20 protein-coding genes are annotated in these 19,842 nt (G+C 69.9%); 10 read left to right on the forward strand and 10 right to left on the reverse strand.

What is annotated here, in order from left to right; all coding sequences use genetic code 11:
- Positions 1-2 precede the first annotated feature (2 nt).
- The 4 genes from SH922_RS28120 (at position 3) to fabG (ending at position 3,262) form a co-directional block, all read left to right on the forward strand.
- Positions 3-263 carry an acyl carrier protein gene (locus SH922_RS28120; protein ID WP_393060685.1) on the forward strand — a complete coding sequence of 87 codons (261 nt, stop codon included), beginning with the start codon at positions 3-5 and terminating at the stop codon, positions 261-263.
- Positions 264-266: 3 nt separating this feature from the next.
- On the forward strand, positions 267-1,190 hold the full coding sequence (locus tag SH922_RS28125; protein WP_393060687.1) for an aromatase/cyclase: 924 nt from the start codon (positions 267-269) through the stop codon (positions 1,188-1,190).
- Positions 1,187-2,389: a serine hydrolase domain-containing protein gene (locus SH922_RS28130; RefSeq protein ID WP_393060689.1), complete on the forward strand. Its 1,203-nt coding sequence runs from the start codon at positions 1,187-1,189 to the stop codon at positions 2,387-2,389. Before SH922_RS28125 ends, SH922_RS28130 begins: the two co-directional genes overlap by 4 nt.
- An 87-nt stretch (positions 2,390-2,476) precedes the next feature.
- Complete coding sequence (fabG, locus tag SH922_RS28135; RefSeq protein WP_362550999.1) at positions 2,477-3,262, forward strand: 3-oxoacyl-ACP reductase FabG; 786 nt, start codon at positions 2,477-2,479, stop codon at positions 3,260-3,262.
- A gap of 167 nt (positions 3,263-3,429) precedes the next feature.
- On the opposite strand, the gene fabD is transcribed toward fabG, so the two are convergent.
- Positions 3,430-4,389: an ACP S-malonyltransferase gene (fabD, locus tag SH922_RS28140; protein WP_393060691.1), complete on the reverse strand. Its 960-nt coding sequence runs from the start codon at positions 4,387-4,389 to the stop codon at positions 3,430-3,432.
- 136 nt (positions 4,390-4,525) lie between these two features.
- On the opposite strand from fabD, the gene SH922_RS28145 reads away from it, so the two are divergent.
- Both SH922_RS28145 and SH922_RS28150 read left to right on the forward strand, forming a co-directional pair.
- Complete coding sequence (locus SH922_RS28145; protein WP_393060693.1) at positions 4,526-5,494, forward strand: superoxide dismutase; 969 nt, start codon at positions 4,526-4,528, stop codon at positions 5,492-5,494.
- Between the two features lie 87 nt (positions 5,495-5,581).
- Positions 5,582-6,340, forward strand: coding sequence for an FkbM family methyltransferase (locus tag SH922_RS28150; RefSeq protein ID WP_393060695.1), 759 nt, complete (start codon positions 5,582-5,584; stop codon positions 6,338-6,340).
- Here SH922_RS28150 and SH922_RS28155 read toward each other — a convergent pair.
- Entirely contained in the window at positions 6,316-7,581 is a 1,266-nt protein-coding gene (locus SH922_RS28155; RefSeq protein ID WP_393060697.1) for a nucleotide disphospho-sugar-binding domain-containing protein, read from the reverse strand. The two genes, SH922_RS28150 and SH922_RS28155, sit on opposite strands and share 25 nt — an antisense overlap.
- A gap of 221 nt (positions 7,582-7,802) precedes the next feature.
- On the opposite strand from SH922_RS28155, the gene SH922_RS28160 reads away from it, so the two are divergent.
- The gene (locus tag SH922_RS28160) at positions 7,803-8,402 is read left to right on the forward strand and encodes a dTDP-4-dehydrorhamnose 3,5-epimerase family protein (RefSeq protein ID WP_393060699.1); all 600 of its coding nucleotides are present in this window, start codon (positions 7,803-7,805) and stop codon (positions 8,400-8,402) included.
- 158 nt (positions 8,403-8,560) lie between these two features.
- Here SH922_RS28160 and SH922_RS28165 read toward each other — a convergent pair whose 3' ends face one another.
- Both SH922_RS28165 and SH922_RS28170 read right to left on the reverse strand, forming a co-directional pair.
- Positions 8,561-9,505, reverse strand: coding sequence for an MBL fold metallo-hydrolase (locus tag SH922_RS28165; RefSeq protein ID WP_393060701.1), 945 nt, complete (start codon positions 9,503-9,505; stop codon positions 8,561-8,563).
- Positions 9,506-9,558: 53 nt separating this feature from the next.
- Positions 9,559-10,308: a BTAD domain-containing putative transcriptional regulator gene (locus tag SH922_RS28170; RefSeq protein WP_393060703.1), complete on the reverse strand. Its 750-nt coding sequence runs from the start codon at positions 10,306-10,308 to the stop codon at positions 9,559-9,561.
- Positions 10,309-11,066: 758 nt separating this feature from the next.
- Here SH922_RS28170 and SH922_RS28175 point away from each other — a divergent pair.
- Positions 11,067-12,194 carry a glycosyltransferase gene (locus tag SH922_RS28175; protein ID WP_393060705.1) on the forward strand — a complete coding sequence of 376 codons (1,128 nt, stop codon included), beginning with the start codon at positions 11,067-11,069 and terminating at the stop codon, positions 12,192-12,194.
- Between the two features lie 185 nt (positions 12,195-12,379).
- Here SH922_RS28175 and SH922_RS28180 read toward each other — a convergent pair whose 3' ends face one another.
- From SH922_RS28180 to SH922_RS28195, 4 genes are all read right to left on the reverse strand, one after another.
- Positions 12,380-13,336, reverse strand: a complete 957-nt coding sequence (locus SH922_RS28180) for a Gfo/Idh/MocA family protein (protein WP_393060707.1) — start codon at positions 13,334-13,336, stop codon at positions 12,380-12,382.
- 164 nt (positions 13,337-13,500) lie between these two features.
- Entirely contained in the window at positions 13,501-14,535 is a 1,035-nt protein-coding gene (locus SH922_RS28185; protein ID WP_393060709.1) for an LLM class flavin-dependent oxidoreductase, read from the reverse strand.
- A gap of 38 nt (positions 14,536-14,573) precedes the next feature.
- Positions 14,574-15,305, reverse strand: a complete 732-nt coding sequence (locus SH922_RS28190; protein ID WP_393060711.1) for an SDR family NAD(P)-dependent oxidoreductase — start codon at positions 15,303-15,305, stop codon at positions 14,574-14,576.
- A gap of 38 nt (positions 15,306-15,343) precedes the next feature.
- Entirely contained in the window at positions 15,344-15,781 is a 438-nt protein-coding gene (locus tag SH922_RS28195; protein WP_393060713.1) for a nuclear transport factor 2 family protein, read from the reverse strand.
- A 253-nt stretch (positions 15,782-16,034) separates the two neighbouring features.
- On the opposite strand from SH922_RS28195, the gene SH922_RS28200 reads away from it, so the two are divergent.
- The gene (locus SH922_RS28200; protein WP_393060715.1) at positions 16,035-17,213 is read left to right on the forward strand and encodes a hydrolase; all 1,179 of its coding nucleotides are present in this window, start codon (positions 16,035-16,037) and stop codon (positions 17,211-17,213) included.
- 25 nt (positions 17,214-17,238) lie between these two features.
- Entirely contained in the window at positions 17,239-17,736 is a 498-nt protein-coding gene (locus SH922_RS28205; RefSeq protein WP_393060717.1) for a nitroreductase family deazaflavin-dependent oxidoreductase, read from the forward strand.
- A 128-nt stretch (positions 17,737-17,864) separates the two neighbouring features.
- Here SH922_RS28205 and SH922_RS28210 read toward each other — a convergent pair whose 3' ends face one another.
- Positions 17,865-18,548, reverse strand: a complete 684-nt coding sequence (locus SH922_RS28210) for an ArsR/SmtB family transcription factor (RefSeq protein ID WP_393060719.1) — start codon at positions 18,546-18,548, stop codon at positions 17,865-17,867.
- 31 nt (positions 18,549-18,579) lie between these two features.
- A complete protein-coding gene (locus SH922_RS28215) occupies positions 18,580-19,824 on the reverse strand; it encodes an MFS transporter (RefSeq protein WP_393060721.1) in 1,245 nt (414 codons plus the stop codon).
- Between the last annotated feature and the right edge of the window lie 18 nt (positions 19,825-19,842).

Genomic DNA, 19,842 nt, shown 5'->3' on the forward strand with positions numbered 1-19,842 from the left:
CCATGAGCAACACCATCACCGCTGACGATCTCCGCCGCATCCTGGCCACGTGCGCCGGGGCCATGGACGGCGGGAGCCTCGACGGGGACGCGCTCGACAAGGCCTTCGACGACCTGGGGTACGACTCGCTGGCTCTGATGGAGACCGCGTCCGCGATCGGCCGTGAGTACGGAATCGTGATACCGGACGACGAGCTCTTCGACCTGGAGACTCCGCGTGCGCTGCTTGACATGGCCAACGGCCTCGTCCGCACGGCCGGCTGAGCGATGCGGAGGCACACGCGACACACACTGATCTCCTCCGCGCCCGCCGATGTGCTCTACAGCCTGGCCGCAGACGTGAGCCGTTGGCCCGCCGTCTTCGCGCCGACCGTGTACGCACACCACTTCGAGCGGTCCGAGCGGTCCGAGCGGTTCCAGCTGTGGGCCGAGGTGGGCGGCGAGGTGAAGACCTGGGTCTCCCGGCGGGAACTCGACGCGCACCGGCGCCGCATCCGCTTCGACCAGGAGAGGAGCGCCGCACCCATCGCGAGCATGGGCGGGGAGTGGATCTTCGATCCGCTGCCCGGCGGAGGGACCGAGATCGTCCTGCTGCACGACTTCACGGCCGTGGGCGACGCCCCGGGGACGGTGGACTGGATCAATGCCGCGCTGGACCGCAACAGTCCGGTGGAGCTGGCCGCCCTCGCCCGGGTGGCCGAGTTCGGCCACCCCGTCGAGGACGTGGTGTTCTCCTTCAGCGACACGGTGACCGCGCAGGGCTCGGCCGCCGATGTCTACGACTTCGTGTACCGCTCGGACCTGTGGCCGCAGCGACTGCCCCATGTGGGCCGGGTGGCCCTCACGGAAGAAGTGCCGGGCATCCAGCACATGGAGATGGACACCGTCACCCAGGACGGTTCCGCACACACCACCCGGTCGATCCGGGTGTGTTCGCCGGGGGAGCGGATCGTCTACAAGCAACTCGTGCCGCCGAAACTGCTGCTCGGCCACAGCGGGCGGTGGGAGTTCGCCGACACCCCGGACGGTGCGGTGGTCACGGCGCAGCACACCGTCGCCATCGACCCTGCCGCCGTCACCGAGGTGCTCGGCGGTTCGGCGACGCTCGCGGATGCCAAGGAGTACATCCGGGAAGCGCTCGGCAGGAACAGCCGCAGCACGCTGGCCCACGCCCGGGTCTCCGCGCCATGAGCGCGGTGGGCGCGGTGAGTGGTGTTCCGCGGGGCGGGTCGGTGGAGGACGCCTTCGCCGAGGTGGCGAAGGCGTTCGAGGCGAACTTCGCGTCGGGCGCGGAGGTGGGGGCGGCCGTATGCGTCTACCACCGCGGCCGGCCGGTGGTGAACCTGTGGGGCGGGACCGCGAGCGAGGACGCAGACGACCTGTGGCGGCCCGGCACGGTGAGCATGCTCGCCTCACCCACCAAGGCGCTGGTCACGGTGTCGGCGCTGCTGCTGGTGGAGCGGGGGCTCCTGGAACTGGACACTCCGGTCGCGGAGTACTGGCCCGAGTTCGCCGCCGGCGGCAAGGAGCACATCACCCTCAGGATGGTGCTCAGCCACCGTTCCGGAGTGGTCTGTCTGGACCACGCCCCGATCACGAACGAGGACATGCGGGCCCACACCCCGATCGCCGAGGCGCTCGCCGCGGCGCGCACGGAGTGGGAGCCGGACACCGCGCACGGCTATCACGCGATCACCTTCGGGTACCTGGTGAGTGAACTGGTGCGCCGCAGGACCGGGTTGACGGTCGGCCGGTTCTTCGCCCGGGAGATCGCCGGGCCGCTCGGGCTGGACAGCTACATCGGCGTGCCCGATCCGGACGCGGTCCATGTCGCCACCATGTTCCAGTCCAAGGCCGAGGACGTGATGTCGGGTGGCGATCCCGGTGACGCGGTTCCCATGCTGGTCGAACTCGGCAAGCCGGAATCGCTCACCTGCCGCGCGACGATCAGCAGTATGTCGCTGGATCCGGGATTCCTGGATCTCACGGTGGAGGACCCGTCCTACGGGGGCCTCAGCAGCGCCCGGTCGCTGGCCAGGCTGATGGCCCTGCTCATCGGAGAGGCCGACGGGCCCCGCCTGATCGGCCCGGACCTCACCGCGGAGCTGAGCCGGGTGCACGCGAGCGGCCCGTGCCGCATCACGATGATGAACACGGCCTGGAGCCTGGGATTCATGCGCGGCGACAGCCCGGTGTTCCCGGTCTCCGCCGGCCTGGACACCGCCTTCGGCTTCGACGGTGCGAACGGCACCTTCACCTTCGCCGATCCGGTGGACGGACTCTCGTTCGCCTATGTGCAGAACGCGGGCTCGCCCGGGCTGGGCAAGCTGGACGACCGGGCCCGAGGTCTGGTCGAGGCCGTCTACCGCAGCGTGGGAGCACTCCGCTGACAGGAGCCCTTCGGCTCGCGGCGGCCTCGGGGCGAGTACGGCTCGGGGCCGCCGGCTACGCACAACCCATTCGACCTTCATGGAGGAATCATGCCGGGGAACAACCGGGTGGCACTCGTCACCGGCGCCACCAGCGGAATCGGTCTGGAGATCACCAGGCGGCTGGCTCAGGACGGGGGGCGTGTCTACATCTGCGCCCGGAAGGCGGACGCGCTGGCGGCCACCGTCAAGTCGCTGCAGGACGACGGCCTGGACGTCGACGGGCAGGTCTGCGACGTGACTTCGCCCGAGGACATCCGCTCGTACGTGAGCTCCGCCACCGAGCGCTTCGGCCCCGTCGACATCCTGGTGAACAACGCGGGCCGCTCCGGCGGCGGGGTCACCCGGGACTTCCCGGACGACGAGTGGTTCGACGTGATCAACACCAACCTCAACAGCGTCTTCCTGATGACCAAGGAAGTCCTCAACCACGCGGGGATGCTGGAGAAGGGTCACGGGCGGATCATCAACATCGCCTCCACCGGCGGAAAGCAGGGTGTACTGCACGGTGCGCCCTACTCGGCGTCCAAGCACGGTGTGGTCGGGTTCACCAAGTCACTCGGCCTTGAACTCGCCAAGACCGGCATCACCGTGAACGCGGTGTGCCCGGGCTTCGTGGAGACCCCGATGGCGGAGCGGGTGCGGGAGCACTACTCCGGTATCTGGGGTGTTCCGGTGGACGAGGTGCACGAGCGGGTGAGCGCGCGCGTGCCGATCGGCCGGTACGTGATGCCGGAGGAGGTCGCGGCGATGGTCGAGTACCTGGTCGGCGCCGGCGCTGCGGGTGTGACGGCACAGGCACTCAACGTCTGCGGTGGGCTCGGCAACTACTGAACCTTCCCGGAGCCGGTGTCCGGACTCCGTTCCGGCTCCCGGGCGTGCGCTCGCACGCCAGGGGGCCGGCCGCCGTGCAGCTTCCCCTTCCGGCACGACGGTGACGTCAGCAGGCCGCAGCGTGAGTACCCGCTGCGGCCTGCTGGTGTTCCCGGGCGAAGCCGGGCTCATACGGTGCGACGGCTCCGGTGGAACGCCTCGACGGCCAGGTCGAGATGGGCGGCGTCGCCCGTCCGGAAGGTCTCCACACCGGGGCTGATCCGACGGCAGAGGCCCCCGAGGGCCTTGCCGGGACCCACCTCGACGAACCGCCCCACCCCCGCAGCCGTCAGGTACTGCACCGTGCCCGTCCAGTTGACCCGGCCGGTGAGCTGCCGGAGCAGGCAGGCACGGGCCGCGTCCCCGTCGGCCACCGGTTCGGCCGTGACGCTGGAGATCACCGGGACCACCGGGTCCCTGAACTCGATCTCCCCGAGTGCGGCGGCGAATTCCGGCTCGACGCCTCCGAGCAGCGTGCAGTGGGCCGCGCCGCCGATCTCCAGCACCACGATCCGGTTCGCGCCGGCGTCGTTCACCAGATCGAGGAGGACGTTGACCGCCTCCGTCTGACCGGAGATCACCACCTGGGTGAAGTCGTTGTGGTTGGCGACCTCCACGACCTGTCCGGATTCCGCGGCGGCCTTGGCGCACAGCACCTCCATCACCGCCAGCTCCAGGCCGACCACGGCGGCCATCTTGCCGGGCACCTTCTCGGTGACCGATGCCATCAGCTTCCCGCGGATGTTGACCAGTCGGAGGGCGTCGGTCCAGTCCAGGACCCCTGCGCAGACCATCGCCGTGAACTCGCCCAGGCTGTGGCCGGCGACGAAGTCCGGTACGACTCCGCGCTCCTCCAGCACCCGAAGGGCGGCAAGGCTGGTCAGCACCATCGCGGGCTGTGTGACCGTCATGTGCCTGAGTGCCTCGGCCGGTCCTGTGAAGCACAGGTGCGACAGCCCGAAGCCCAGCAGCTCATCGGCGGGCCGGTAGTGGGTGTCCGCCAGCGTGGGCCAGCGTTTCAGCAGGTCGAGGCCCATGCCTACGCGCTGGGCGCCCTGGCCGGGAAAGACGAACGCGGTCCTGTCCATGGGGACGAGGATCCGGGACCGGCCTACACGGCTGCTCGAGTCCCGCTGCAGCCCCGCGCCGCCGGCCTGCTCAAGCGGATCTCAGGTCGTTTCTGCGACGGTGCACGCCGACACTCAGGAGGGCAGTATGCAGGGAATGACGACAACACGCCGCGGCTTCCTCGGCCTCGGCGCCGCGCTGGGCGGTGCGGTGGTGCTGGGGGCCGGGCAGGGCACGGCCCGGGCGGCGGACGTACGGTCCAGGGGGGCATGGCCCACCACGCTGAACCTGCCGGACGGCTTCCACCCGGCGGACATCACCATCGGAAGGCAGCCGTACGCCTACTTCGCGTCCCTGCTCGGTGGTGCCGTCTGCCGCGTCAGCCTCGCGTCCGGGCAGAACGAGGTCATATACCCGGGGCTGGGAGACGGGTACATGGCCATCGGGATCCAGGTGGACGACCGCGGGCGGCTGTTCGTCGCGGGCGGCTGGGGACGGACCATCAGCGTCATCGACGCCGGCAGTGGTGCCGTGCTCAAGACGTACCAGGTGGGCATCCCCCACTCCTGTGTCAACCACGTGACCGTCACGCCGGAGGGCGCGTGGTTCACCGACGCCTGCAACGGGCTCCTGTACGGGCTCCCGTTCGGACCGGACGGCTCGCTGCCCGGCCAGGACGAGGTGGTGACCCTGGAACTGTCGGGGGAGTGGGTGCAGGGACCGCAGGACGTCATCACCTCGGCCGGTGTCGCGCCGACACCGGACGGCAGGGCCCTGCTGGTGGTCAACCAGTTCACCGACGGAGGGACCCTGTTCCGGATCGACCGGACCACCGGATCCGCCCGCCGGGTGCCGCTGGGTGACCTGAAGCTGCCGACCGCGAACGGGATCACCCTGCACGGCAGGACCCTGTACACGCCGCAGCAGACTGATCTGACGGCCATCCGGCTCGACCGTACGGGGCACAACGGATCCCCGGTCGTCAGGCTCACGGACCCGCGCTTCGACACACCCTGCGCGGCCGCCGTGTACGGCGAACGCCTCTACCTGGCGAACTCCCGCTTCCCGCTCCCCCCGACACCGACGACGAAGTACAACGCGGTGTCCATCCCGCTTCCGGTGTAGCGCTCGGACCGCCGGGGCGTGCCGGAGCCACGGCGCCGGCACGCCCCGGCGGACACGGACACCCTCAGAGGACAGGAGGAGAATCCCATGCCCGAGGACGGCATACAGCTGATCGAGCTGGAGGACGGGTTCCAGTGCTACACGAGCAGTGAGGCGGAGGCCCGGTTCATCCACCGCGAGATCTTCCAGGACGACACCTACGATCTGGACGGGCTGCCCGACGACCCCGTGGTCGTCGACGCCGGGGCCAACATCGGTCTGTTCACCCTGTTCGTCAAGCGCAGGTACCCGGCGGCCCGGGTCATCGCCTTCGAGCCCGTCCCCGACAACATCCGCGTCCTGAAGAAGAACCTGCGGCTGCACGGCATCCACGACGTCACGGTCCACCCGGTCTGCCTGGGCGCGGAGCCGGCGGCCGCGGCTGACTTCACGTACTTCCGGCGCATGCCCGGCAACTCCACCCGCCACCCGGAAGGGCTCGCCCTCCAGAAGACCCTCATGGCCGCACACATGGGCGAGGAACAGGCCGAGGCCGCTCTGGAGCCGACCAGGATCACCGTCCCGGTCGACCGCCTCTCCGACGTACTGGCCGCCCGGCATCCCGGGACCGGCCCCATCGACCTGATGAAGATCGATGTCGAGGGAGCGGAGCTGGACCTGCTCAGGGGTGTCGACGCGGCCGACTGGGAAAGGACCCGCGCCGTAATCATCGAGGTCAGCGCTCTCGACGGCGTACGCGCTGAGGTGGAGCGGACCCTGCGGGAGCGCGGGCTGACCGTCTCGGGCGCCCGCGCCCCGTTCATGTGGCCCGAGCTGGAGCTCTACAACGTGACGGCCAGGCGCTGAGCCCGCCGGGGCGGGACGAGTGACTCGAGGCGCCGGACCGTGTCGTGCGGGCTCGGCGCCTCCAGCATCTCCCGGTGCAGCAGGTCTGTGCCCTCCCGGAACGACGGTTCGGTGAGGACCCGGGTCAGCTGCTCGCGCAGTGTCCCGACGGTGAGTTCCTTCGGTTCGAGCAGCAGTCCCGCGCCGCGATCGGCCATGTGCCGTGCGGTGATCGCCTCGCCCCACATCGGCATGGGCGCGATCAGCTGCGGCACCCGGTGTGCCACGGCCGCCGCGAACGTGCCGCCACCGCCGTGGTGGATCAGCGCACTGCACGTGGGCAGCACGTAGTTCAGCGGCACGTACTCGACCAGGCGGACGTTGTCGGGCACGTTGCGGACGGTGTCCAGATGCTGGGGGTGCAGAGTGGCGATCAGCTCGATGTCCAGCTCGGACAAGCCGGAGACGACCTCGGCGAACGTCACGCCGGCCTCGCGGAACAGCTGCCTGCCGCGCCCGCCGACCCCGAGGGTCAGCAGCACCCTGGGGCGCTCGGGCCGGTCGTGCGTCCAGGGCTGCGGAGCGAGGTTCCCGTTGTAGGGAACCCGCCGGATCGGCTGGTACGTCAGGTCCAGCGGCAGCCGCAGCGCGGCCGGCATCGGATCGATCGTCCACTCGCCGAGCAGGAGGTCCTCCGTGAACTCGAGGCCGTGCGGCTCCAGCATCGGACTCATCAGGGCCGTCACCGGATCCTCCTCGGCGCCCGCGCCGCGTTCGGCCAGAGCGGCACGCGACTTCGCCCGCAGCCAGCCGATGTTGTCCTGGCCCCAGAGGAAGCGTGCCTGCCTGGCGCCGGTCACCCTGGCGGCGACGGCGGCCGCCACGCAGAAGGGGTCCCACAGCACCAGATCGGGGCGCCACCGCTCACAGAAGTCCACGAGGTCGTCCAGCATCGGTGTGAACCGGGAGAGCATGCCCGTGGTGCCACGCCACTGATCGGCCCAGGTGTCGTCGTGCTCGGCGTCGAGAGCCATGAAGTCGGTGAGGGCCTCCAGCTTCTCGAAGTTGTCGTTCCACTCCATGACGTCCTTGAGCCGGCCGCCCGCGGGGACCGCGGCGAGACCGGCCTCCGTCACCAGGTCCACCGCGTCCGGATGGATCGCGACGCGGACCTCGTGCCCGGCGTTCTGCAACGCCCAGGCCAGCGGGACGATCGGGTGCACATGTGCCGTCGCCGGAAACACACTGAACAGGACACGCATCGGGGTTCTCCCAAAATCCGGGTAGGGGCGGGTTCGTACCACACTGGAGGCGCGTCCTCGATCCTTGCTCGAATAGCGATCGGGGTCCCTGACGGAGCGCTGTTAGGGCCCCGCTCGAGTGCGGCCTGCGCAACGCTGGAGTGCCCCGACTACCGCTGCCCCGGCGGTGATCGGTCTGGCAACATCGAGCGGACCCAGACCACCGAGTGAATGGATGTGTCATGCAGGTGCGCCAGCTCGCCGTTCCGGGCAGCTTCGAATTCACTCCGCAGCATCACCGTGACCATCGCGGGGTCTTCGTGTCGCCGATGGAGGAACCGGCTTTCGTCGAGGCGGTCGGCCACGGGTTCCACGTCGCCCAGACCAACCAGAGCCGATCGGCCAAGGGCGTGCTGCGGGGGGTCCACTTCACCACGACCCCTCCGGGGCAGGCCAAGTACGTCCACTGCGTGAACGGGCGTGCGCTCGACGTCGTCGTGGACCTCCGGGTCGGCTCACCGACCTTCGGGGTCTGGGACACCGTCGAACTGGACACCGTCTCGTTCCGGTCGGTCTACCTCCCCGTGGGCGTCGGCCATGCCTTCCTCGCGCTGGAGGACGACACGGCGATCTCCTATCTCGTCTCCACCGGCTACCAGGTCGGCCTGGAACAGGCGGTGGACGCGTTCGACCCGAAGCTGGGCCTGCCGTGGCCCAAGGACACGGAGTTCATCGTGTCCGAGCGGGACACGGCCGCGCTCAGCCTCGACGAGGCGCTGGAGAAGGGAGTCCTCGCACGGTATGCCGACTGCCTGCCGGGTCCTTCCGCGGCAGCTTCCTGACCGCACCGGAACGTGCCGGAACGGCCGGCCCCGCTTCCCGACGGGAGCGGGGCCGGCCGTTCCGGCCTCTGGGCGGTCAGTGCGCGGCGCGCACGCCGTGCGCGGCACCTGCACACGGCGCGTGCCCGGCCGCGTCGAGGATGCGCGGCCGGACGGGGTCAGGCGTGGCAGGTGATCGGGCCGCCGTTGTAGTCGACCATCTCCTGGAAGATGACGCCCATCTCCTTGAGCATCGCCGCGACATCCGGTTCCTGGCCGAGCGCGGCGCCGCGCTCCTCGGCGTAGGCACGGTGCAGGTTCGCCACCAGCCGCTCCGGCTCCAGGAGTTCGGTGAAGGGTCCCGCCTCGGCGTCGCGTGCCGCCTCGTGGGGCGGGACGCCGGCCGCGACACCGGCCTTGGCCAGTTCCTGGACCCACCGCAGGTACGCCTCGCCGGTCTCGAGGATCTCGGGACCGCCGACCGGGCCGTGACCGCTCACCACGGTGACGGCACCCAGAGCGCGCATGTGTGCGACAGCCCGCAGCGAACCGGCGATCGAACCCATGGGGAAGAACGGAGTCGCTCCGGACATGACAATGTCTCCGGTGAAGAGGACCCGCTGTCCGGGTATCCACACGATGGTGTCGTTGCTCGAGTGGGCGGGCCCGGTGTGGATGAGTTCGGCCGTGAGGTCGCCCACGTGCAGGGTCATGCGGTCCTCGTACGTCGCCGTCGGCAGCGCGAGTTCGATGCGGCCCCACTCCACGTCCGGCCACAGTTCGGTGAGGTGCAGACCGGCCTTGTGCATCTCGTCCCGGGCGAGGGCGTGCCCGAAGACCGTCGCCTCGGGGAACACGAAGTTACCGAAGCTGTGATCCCCGTGCGAGTGGGTGTTGATGACGGCGAACGGTGCACCGCGGCCGTCGCGGACCACGTGCTCGCGCAGTCGGACGGCACGCGCCTCGGTGGCCGCGGTGTCCACCAGTGCCACCTTGTCGCCGGAGGTGAGCACGCCCGCGTTGTTCACGCACCATCCGCCGGGTGCCTGGATGTAGGCGAAGACGCCGTCGGCCACCTCCTGCAGTACGGGTTCGCTCTGGGGGGTCGCTGATGACGGGCGCATGGAAGTGTTCCTCGCTGTGTTGGTCGTCCTGGTCTTCACGCGGTGCGTCGGCATCAGACGGCACCGAACGCGTGGAGTGACAGGTCAGGGGCGTTCGCCAGTACTGCCCGGTGCAGTTCCTGCAGTCGGCTGGAGGGTTCGACGCCGAGTTCGCTGCTGAGGGTCTGGCGGAGGTCCCGGAACGCCTGCAGTGCCCGCCACGGCGCCCCCGACTTGTGGAGGCAGACCATGAGCATGGCGCAAAGTCGCTCATCCATCGGGTTCTGAGCGATCAGCACCCGTAGCTCGGGGATCAGCATGGCGTGTTTGCCGAGGCTCAGATCGGCGAGGATCCGCTGCCCGTGCACGCGCATCCGGCCTTCCTCGAAGCCGATCGACTCCATGTGGAGCACACGTCCGGCCGGCACGTCCATCAACGCGGGACCGCGCCACTGGTCGAGTGCCTCTTTCAGGCACTTCGCCGCGGTGGCGGCATCCCCCGACTCGAGTGCGAGATCACCCTTCACCGAGAGCCGCTCGAATTCCCGTACGTCGAACGCGCAGGAGTCGATCATCAACTGGTACCCGTTGAAGTGCGTCACCAGGATGCTCTTGGCCCCTCCGGGGTAGTCCGGGGGCAGGGATTCCGTGATCAGCTTGCGCAGCTGAAGGATGTACGTCTGGAGAGTCGTCGTACTGCTCCGGGGAATCGAGTCCCCCCAGATCTCCTCCATCAGGGTCGAGATGGGTACGACGCGGCCGCAGCGCAGGGCCAGCAGGGCGAGTAGCTGCTTCGGCTTGCCTGCCGAAGGAACGATTGACACCCCGCCTATTCGCACATCCAGCGGCCCGAGAAGATTTATCTCTGCCGTCTGTATGGGCCGCGCCTCGACCAATTGCTTAGATGTATTGTTCTGGATAATTATCCTCATCCCCCTGTGAATTGTCCAGAAAAGCATTTTCGGGAAATTGACGAGCTTTTTCTTGCCCCATTCTGGTTTGCGGGGCTGAATCCCTCCGGGAGAGCAGCAAAAATCGCCATTGAATTTTGTGCTGTGTTGAGGGGTGCAACGCTGCTACCCATGACGGGGTTCCGGTGGAACAGGGTGGCGCTCGGGGTGCCGAGTGCACCGCCGCCACCGCTGATGACTCCCTCACGCCTGGATCGTTGCTGGTCATGCGCAGGTGTGGGGGGATCGGGCGGGTCAGGCCCTATGCGCGCTCCAGGAGGTCACGTGGTTATCCGTGACCGCACTTCCCTATCGGTACCTCTTCCGGTGGGTGGAGCGCCCGTGCTCATGGCTTGATCGACTGACCCAGTTTGCAGCCTGCCCCTGCGGGAGCACAGGTGGATTTCAAGTCATGCCTGAGTGCCCGGTTCCGGCTGCCGATGGCGCGTGCCCGGTTACATCGCGGCAACAAATGCGTCGGCGGTATGTGTGGGAGGTGTGAAAGGTGACGTTTGCAGTATGAAATGCTTGCTCCATCAAGGATATACCCGGACTCAAGTGGCGGTGTGGAGACTGCGTTCGCGGTTAGGGCCGACGAGAGGAGCTCCGCAGTCATGGGAAGCGGTTTGAGAATGCTATTCGTCGCGGCGGGAAGCCCCGCGACCGTCTTCGCCCTCGTACCGCTGGCGACCGCGGCGCGTAACGCCGGGCATGACGTCTTCGTGGCGGCGACCGAGGAGATGACGCCGGTCGTCGTCGGGGCGGGGCTGCCGGCGGTGTCCCTGACCGGGCGGACGATGCGCGAGTACATGTTCATCGGTGACGACGGTGCCCGGCTCACGCTGCCCACCGAGCCGACGGAGCGGATGCGATTCGGTGGTCACGGCTTCGGCCGCCTGGCGTCGGACGGCCTGGAGAACCTGCGGGCGCTGAGCGACGTGTGGCGGCCCGACATCGTCGTCGGAGGCACCCTGTCCTTCGCGGCGCCGCTTTTGGCCAGGCATCTGGGTGTTCCCTGTGTACGGCACGCGTGGGACATGGGCGAGCCGCTGGAAATGGACCTCGGAGCGGCCGAACAACTCGCGCGGGAGCTTTCCCGGCTCGGCCTCACCGAACTGCCCGAGCCGGATCTGTGGGTCCATATCTGCCCACCGAGTCTGCTCGCGCCCGACGCGGCGGCCGGTGAGGTGATGCGGTTCGTGCCCACCGGCGGGCAGCGGCTGACGGAACCGTGGATGTACACCCGTCCGGCGAGGCCGCGGGTGTGTGTGACGGCGGGCAGCCGGGCCGGCCGTGAGCAGGATCTCGACCTGCTCGACGGCCTGGTGGCACAGGTCGGCAGCCTCGATGTGGAACTGGTGATCGCCGCACCGGACGAACTCGCCCCGGCCCTGACCGAGGGGCGGCCGCAGGTGCGCGCGGGCTGGCTTCCGCTGGGCACCGTGCTCCCCACCTGTGACGTGCTCGTGCACGCCGGCGGAGGGCAGACCGCGCTCACCGCCTTGCACGCCGGTGTGCCGCAGCTGGTCCTGCCGAACATGCCCAAACTGGTTCCGCACTCGCGGCGGCTGACCGAGTCCGGCGTCGCACTCACCCTGCTGCCCGGCGAGGAGACTGCGGACGCCGTCGTGGAAGCCTGCCGCGAGCTGTTGTCCACGCCGTCGTACCGGAAGCGGTCGCAGGAGGTCGCCGCCGAGATGGCCGCGCTGCCCGGTCCGGCCGAGGTCCTGGAAGTCCTGGAGGATCTGAAGGCGGGCTGACGACCACTGGCGGACCGGCCCGGGTGAACCGGGCCGGTCCGTCCGGCTGTTGCCCTCCGGCTGTTGCCCTCCGGCCCCCGCCGGCAGGGCCTCCGGCCCGTGCCCCCGCAGTCCCGCCGGTGCCCCCGGGGACCTGGCGCGGCGGCACTACGAGGAGAGGCCCGGGGCCCGCACCCGGCCCCCTCTCACACGCCGTCGGCGGTCCGCAGGACTGCGGCCAGGAGATCCGCCTGAGCCACGCACTCGGCGTGCGGCGTCTCGCGGGTGCGTACCGCCGACACGAAGGAGGAGAGGGTGTTCGCGACCTGGTCGTCCGGTGGCAGCGGGACGGTCCGCGTGCCCGATGCGGTCTCCAGCGTGACCGCCGGCGTGTGGTCCGCGGGCGGAGTGAAGGCACGGTCCACGACGACGCGGCCGGTGCTGCCCGTCAGCTCGTAACGGGAGCTGTAGGCGTGCTCCATACCGAACGACAGATGTGCGGTGACGCCGTCGCCGCGACGCAGCAGCACGGCACCGGAGGTGTCGACCTGCCGCCCGGGAGGACGCTCGAGTACGGCGCCCCGGACCTCCAGGGTGTCGCCGAGGAAGTGCAGCGCCGCCCGTAGGGGGTACACACCGACGTCGTACAGACTTCCGCCGCCCAGCTCGGGCTGATACCGGATGTCCTCGCCCGGCAGGGCGGGAATGGTGAAACTCGAATGGAACGAGCGGAGATCTCCGATCGCGCCGTCCGCCACGAGCCGCCGCACCGCCGCGTGCTGGGAGTGATGGACGAACATGACGTTCTCCATCAGCGTCAGCTCTCGGGTGCGCGCCGTCGCCATCAGTCTGCGCGTGCGCGCGGGGTCCGTGGTCAGCGGCTTCTCCGCGAGCACGTGCTTGCCGGCGGCGAGGGCCGTCCCGGTCCAGTGTTCGTGCAGCGCCGCGGGCAATGGTATGTACACGGCCTCCACGTCGTCGAGGGCCATCAGCGCTCCGTAGCCGGTGACCGGGCGGCAGCCGAACTGCCGGGCGGTGTCGGCGGCCTTGGCGGCATCCCGGCTGGCGACGGCCACGATCTCGATGCCGGGGTGGACCAGCATCGCGGGCAGCATCCGGCGCCGGGCGATCGCGGCACAGCCGATGACTCCGATTCGCAACATCGAGGGCACTCCACGATTGGGTGGGGGAGGGGACGGGACTCCGTGAACCATGGCCGTCCCGTCTCGATCGCGGCTCAAGTATCGGCGGAACGGGGCCGGCAGCCGGTACGCCCTTCGACCGGACCGGCACCCGTCTCCACCGCCCGCGGGGCGGTGCGTCGTGGTCAGTCGCGGACGCCGGACCGGTCCAGCGCCGTCATGGCCTGCTCCAGGATCGCGAGCCGCCCGTCGAGGTCCGTCGCCACCGCCGAGATCATGACGCTCAACGTGGTCACACCCGCGTCGGCGTACTCCCGCAGGCGTTCGGCGATCCGGCCGACGGGACCCACGAGTGCCGTCCGGTCGATGAAGTCCCGGGGCACGGCCTTGGCGGCACGGGCCCGGTCGCCTGCCCGGACGGCGTTGCTGACCTCGGCGGCCTCGTCCGCGAAGCCGAGCCGCGCCGCCAGCGAGCAGTAGAAGTTGCGCTCCGCCGTTCCGATGCCCATGAGGTGTGCGTAGTGGTCGCGCAACAAGTCGATGCACGCGTCGGTGTCCTCGCCGATCGACGTCGCAAGGGCCGGTACCGTCTGGAAGCCGCTCATGGTCCTGCCGACCGACTCACGGCCCTGTCTGATGTGTTCGACGGACTGCGCGACATGCTCCGGCGCGGCGAAGACGCCGATCCATCCGTCGGCGATCTCGCCCGCCAGCCGCAGGTTCTTCGGCCCCACCGCACCCAGATAGACCGGGACGGGGGAGTGGGCGGGTTCGGTGATCACGTGCAGGGGCGCGCCGCCCGAGCCGGAGTAGGGCAGCCGGTAGTGCTCTCCCTGGTACCGCACCGGCTCGCCGGAGAGAGCCATCCGCACGATCTCCACGTATTCGCGGGTTCTGGCCAGGGGATGCCCGAAGGGAACGCCGTACCAGCCGTCCGACACGTCGGGGTTGGAGACGCCCAGACCGAGGCGGAACCTGCCGTTCGACAGGGAGTTCAGCGTGGCCGCGGTCAGTGCGGCCAGAGCCGGTGTACGGGCGGGGATCTGCATGACCCCGGAGGCGAGGCCGATGCGTTCGGTGCGCCCCGCGACGAGCCCCAGCACACTGGGCGCGTCCGAGCGGTATCCCTCGGGTGCGAAGGCGACGTCGTAGCCGAGCCGTTCGGCCGTGACGGCGAGTTCCGCCGCACCTTGGTAAGTGAGGTTCACGCCAAGTTTCATCACTGCCCCTTTGTGAGCGTCGAGGGTGCGGGTCGTGCTCAGATCAGCAGGTGGGCGCCGCCGTCGGCCAGGACCACCTGGCCCGTCGAGTACCTCGCCCGGTGCAGGCCGACGACCAGCTCGGCGACGTCCTCCGGGGTGCCGACCCGGCGCAGCGGAGTGGTGGCCTCGACCCGTTCGCGGATCGCGGTGAAGTCCTTCGTCCACGCGGTGTCGATCAGCCCGGGGGCGACCGCGTTGACCCTCACGGCCGGTCCGGCCGACGCCGCGAGCAGCCGGGTCATGTGGTCGACGGCCGCCTTGCTGACCGCGTACGGGATGGAGCTGCCCGCCGGCCTGGTCCCCGCCACGGAGGAGATGTTGACCACGTGCCCGTCGGCGGACCTGCGCAGGTGCGGCATGGCGGCCACGGTCGTCTGCCAGGTTCCGATGACGTTGAGGCCGAGGATCTCCCGCCAGACGTCGCCCGTCGCCGCCTCCAGGTCGGTGTGGGGGATGGGGCGGGTGACGCCGGCGTTGTTGACGAGCAGGTCCAGCTGCCCGTATTCGGCGATGACCGCCTCCGTCAGGGCGCGGGCCTGCTCCTCGTCGGAGACGTCGGCCTGGACGAACCTCGCGTCCGGCAGCGACTCGGCGAGATCCTTGCCCGCCTCCACGCTCCGTACCGCGTTGACGACGACCGCCATGCCCTCGGCGGACAGCCGGCGGGCGATGGCTGCGCCGATACCGGACGACGATCCGGTCACCAGGGCGACCTGCTTACCGCTCATGTGTGGTGCCTTTCTGCGTGGTTGGCGGTGCCCGGGACTCAGAACAGCTGGTCGTGTCCGACCTTGCGGGAACGGTTGCGCAGCTCGCCGTCCTCGAGGACCAGTACGTCGTTCACGAAGCAACTGGGGCCGACGAGGGGCTCCTTGACGCCGGGACGCGTGGTGAGGACCAGGGCGTAGAAGGAGGCGTCGAAGGCGCCGTCCGGGCGCTCGGCCAGATTGATCATGTTGAACCAGTGGCGCCGCTGCACCGGGTCGCCGTCGAACCGGGTGTTGAACGACCTCAGTTCGGCGATGATGCCGGCCGTCGTGCGCGCGGCGGGCATGTTGGGGGTGTGCTGGAACTCGCCGTCGGCGGTGAAGGTCGCCGCGTACTCCTCGAACCGCCCGGAGTCGAGGAGTTGCACCTGCCGCGCGTAGAACTGCAGCACTGCGGCGTAGGTGTCGGTGAAGGTGGTGTTCACGACAGTCGTCATCGCGGGTTCCTCCGGTGAGTGGATCGGTGCGGGACGAGCCGCGCCTGGGAGCGGCGCAGAGCGCACCGCGGGGGCAGCGCAGGGCGCACCGCGGGGTCACGTCCGTTCGGAGGAGTCTGTGGCTGCCGCCTAGAGCCCGGCTCGAAGGGCCGGTGAGCCGTGGTCCGGCCGGTCGGCTCCAGCGGCGTTCTAGCTGTCCGCGATCCGTGGTGCCCAGGATCGGCCCCGGAGTCGAGCCGAGGAGGCCATGTAGATGACCGACCAGTCTCTGCCCGGATCAGGGGTGGCACGAGCCGCGCAGGACGTCGCGTCCCTCGCGGCTCTTCGGGCCGACCAGGCCGAAGAGGACCGGCAGTTGAGCGCAGACGTCGTGCGGGCGATGGTCGTGGCGGGGTTCGCCCGCCACTTCGTGCCGGCCGGCCACGGCGGCAGCGCCGGCACCTTCGCGGAGCTGTCCGCCGCGATCACCGTCGTCGGCGCTCGGTGCGCGGCGGCGGCCTGGTCCGCCTCACTGATGGCGAACCTGGCCAGGATGGCTGCCTATCTACCGGAGGAAGGGCGCAAGGAGGTCTGGAAGGACGGGCCCGACACGCTGATCGTCGGCGGTGTCTCCCCGGTCGGGAGGGCGCACGCGGAGGGTGACGGATGGCGGCTGTCGGGGAAGTGGCCCTACATCAGCGTCGTCGACCACTCCGACTGGGCCCTCGTGTCCGGTGTGGTGCCGACCGGCGCGGGCTACGAACCGAGACTCTTCGCCCTGCCCCGCGAGGTCTACACCGTCGAGAGGACGTGGTCCGACATCGGGATGCGGGCCACCGGGAGCAACACCTTGGTCGCCGACGACGTGTTCGTCCCGGCCACGCTGAGTTTCCCGGTCAGGGACCTGCACGGAAGCGGTGCCGCCGAGCCCGTGTCCCCGTGCCACGCCGTCCCGCTGCCGGCGGTGAACGGACTCTCGTTCTGTCTGCCGATCCTCGGCGCCGCCGAGGGCGCGCTGGAATACTGGTCGGCCTACGCCGCGCAGAAGATCCGCGCCTGGTCGCCCGCCAGGCCGGGCCCCGGCCCCGGCCGTGGGTTCTACGAGGAGGTGCTGGCCCGGTGCTCCGGCGAGATCGACGCCGCACGGCTGCTGCTGGAGCGGGTGGCCCGGGTCGCCGACAAGGGGCCGGGGATCACCGCCGTGGAGACCGCCCGCAACCAGCGGGACTGCGCCCTCTCGGCGGATCTCCTGGTGGGCGCGGTGAACCGGTTGTTCAGAGCTTCGGGAACCGCCGGACACAGCGACGGGCAGCCCCTCCAGCGGATCTGGCGCGACGTCAACTCGGCCGCGGGGCACGTGGTGCTGCAGTTCGGCCCGTGTGCGACCGCTTACACCGATCGGGCGCTCGGCCTGAGCGCCGGTGGCCACGACGGCCCGCCGGCACGTAAGTAGACGCGTATCTCGAAGGGACAGTCGTATGAGCGTGGAAGAGAACGGAGAATCCGGGGACACCGGACAGGAGTCTCCGCGTGAGGAGTTCGACGCCGGGGCGTTCCAGCGCGGCGTCATCGCGGAGTTCCGGGCGAACGGGGGGAAGGTCGGGGGGATGTTCGAGGGAGCGCGTCTGCTCCTGCTGACCACCACCGGCGCAAGGAGCGGCGAGCCGCGGACCAACCCGCTGGGGAAGGTCGAGGTCGAGGGCAGGACGGTCGTCGTCGGGTCGATGTTCGGCGCACCCAAGCATCCCGACTGGTTCCACAACATCAGGAAGAACCCGAAGGTCACGGTCGAGGTCGGCACCGAGACCTATGAGGCGGTCGCCACCGTCCCGCAGGGCGGGGAGCGCGACCGGCTCTTCGAGAAGGTCGTCGAAGTCGCTCCGGGATACGGCGAGTACCAGGCCAAGACCACCCGGGTGATTCCGGTCGTGGTCCTGGAACGCGTCGGCCCCGGCAGCGCTCCCGCAGGGTCCTGAGGCGCCACCACTCGTGCCGGTGAGCCAGGGCAGGGCCCTGGCTCACCGGCATGCCCGTGGCCGGCGCACCCGCAGATGGCCGGTGTTCCGGCCGCCGCGCCGGGCCCGCCCGGCCGGTGGCGCTGATATCAGGACGCGGTCCCCGCGGAACCTTCCCCGGTCTGCAGGGTGCCGCCTTCGCGCTGCCACCGGGTGATACCGCCCTCGAGCGGACGGGCCGGGATCTCATGGCTGCGCAGCAGACGGACCAGGTCGGGGGAGAGCACGCAGTACGGGCCCTGGCAGTAGGCGATGACCTCCACGTCCCTCGGGATGCTGTCCATCTTCTGCCTCAGCTCAGCGGCGGGCAGCGAGATCGCGCTGGGCACATGGCCCCTGGCGTAGTCCTCCGACGGGCGCACGTCGATGATCAGGATCCTCGGATCGTCGATGTGCGCCCGCAGTTCGTCGACCGTGACCGGCCGGAGCTCGGAGGCGTTGCCCAGCAGATCGTCGATGGCCAGCCGGAGATCGGCGAGCCGGACCTCCGCGCAGGTCTGCAGAGAGCCGAGCAGGCGCGACACGTCGGGCCCGGCGAGCCGGTAGAAGATCCGGGTGCCCTCCCGCCTGGTGGTGACCAGGTTCGCGCCACGCAGCTGCTGGAGCTGGGCCGAGGTGTTCTTCAAACCGACGCCGGAGGCGGTGACGAGGCCTTCCACGTCGCTCTCGCCGTTCTCGAGCAGATCGAGCAGGCGCAGCCGTACAGGACTGGCCAGCGCCTTCCCGATCCGAGCGAGCTGTGTGTAGACCTCGGTCTCGATGAACTCTCCCATGGGACCATTCTCGCTTCCGAGGCCGTCGCTTCTATGCCTGCTGTGACCGAGGGCCCGTGAGCCCCGGCTGCTGCGGTTCGGCCGGCCCGGTGGGCGGCGGCGCGTCCGGCCGGACCGCCCGCTCGGGAAGCCGGGGTTCGAGGCGGATCAGGGTGAGCGCCGAACCGGCGACCCCGAAGGCGAGCAGCAGCCACATGCCCGTCGGGGACAGCGTGAGCAGCGCGGTCAGCGCGGCGGGTGCCAGCGCGGTCGGGACCGCCCAGGACAGCTGGTAGACCGCGAGGTGCCGGCCGCGGGTGGCTTCCGGGGCGGCGCTGGCCACCAGTGCCGACGTGGTCGCTCCGTGCATCAGCTCGCCCAGGGTGAACAGCAGCGTGGCCGCGAAGACACCGATCAGTACGGGCGTCCTGGCCGATACGAGGCCCAGAGCGGCGAACGACAGGAAGGCCGCGCAGAACACCATCCCGCCGAGTGCGGCGACCCGGGTGCGCCGGTAGCGGGTGAGCAACCGGGTCACCGGGATCTGCAGCAGCGCGATGCCCACGGTGTTGGTGGCGTAGAGCACGCCGACCAGCGAATCCGCGGTGTTCAGCTCCTGGGTGATGTACACCGGCAGGCTCACCGAGAGCACCATGTAGCCGAACGCGGTCGGCACGTTCAGCGCGGTGAGCAGGAGGAACGGCCGGTTGCGCGCGACCAGCCGGTAGCCGCGCTTCGCGCGTGCGGGCAGCACGGCGCCCGCGGCCCGCGCCTGCGGGATGGACCGGATGAGTGCGGCGGCCGCCAGATACGCGGCGGCCGTGCTCAGCACGATCGCCTGGAAGGCGGCGCCGAAGCCAAGGGCGAGCACACCGCCCGCTATCAGACCGCCGACGCCCAGACCCGCGTTGCGCAGGCTGCGCTGGGCGGCGAGGAGCTTGTCCCGTGCGGTGCCCTGCACGATCTCCGCGATGAAGGACTGGATCGACGGCGAGAACGACACGTCGCCGAAGGCCACCACGGCCACCACCGCGAACATCGGTCCGGCCGAGTCCACCAGCGGATACGTCGCGAAGCCCGCGGCGCGCAGCACGTATCCGCCCACCACGACCGCTCGGGCGCCGTACCGGTCGATCAGGATGCCGGTGACGGGGTTGCCGACCAGGCCGAGCAGCGCGGCGGCCGTCATGACGGTGCCGACCCGGGTGAGCGACATGCCGGTGACGTGGTGGAAGTACAGCAGCGACAGCGGCAGGTACATGCCGCTGCCGGTGGCGTCGATCACCATGCCGAGCATGTAGCGCGTCTGTATCGA

It is taken from the genome of Streptomyces sp. LN549, assembly GCF_043203805.1.
Classification (GTDB): domain Bacteria; phylum Actinomycetota; class Actinomycetes; order Streptomycetales; family Streptomycetaceae; genus Streptomyces.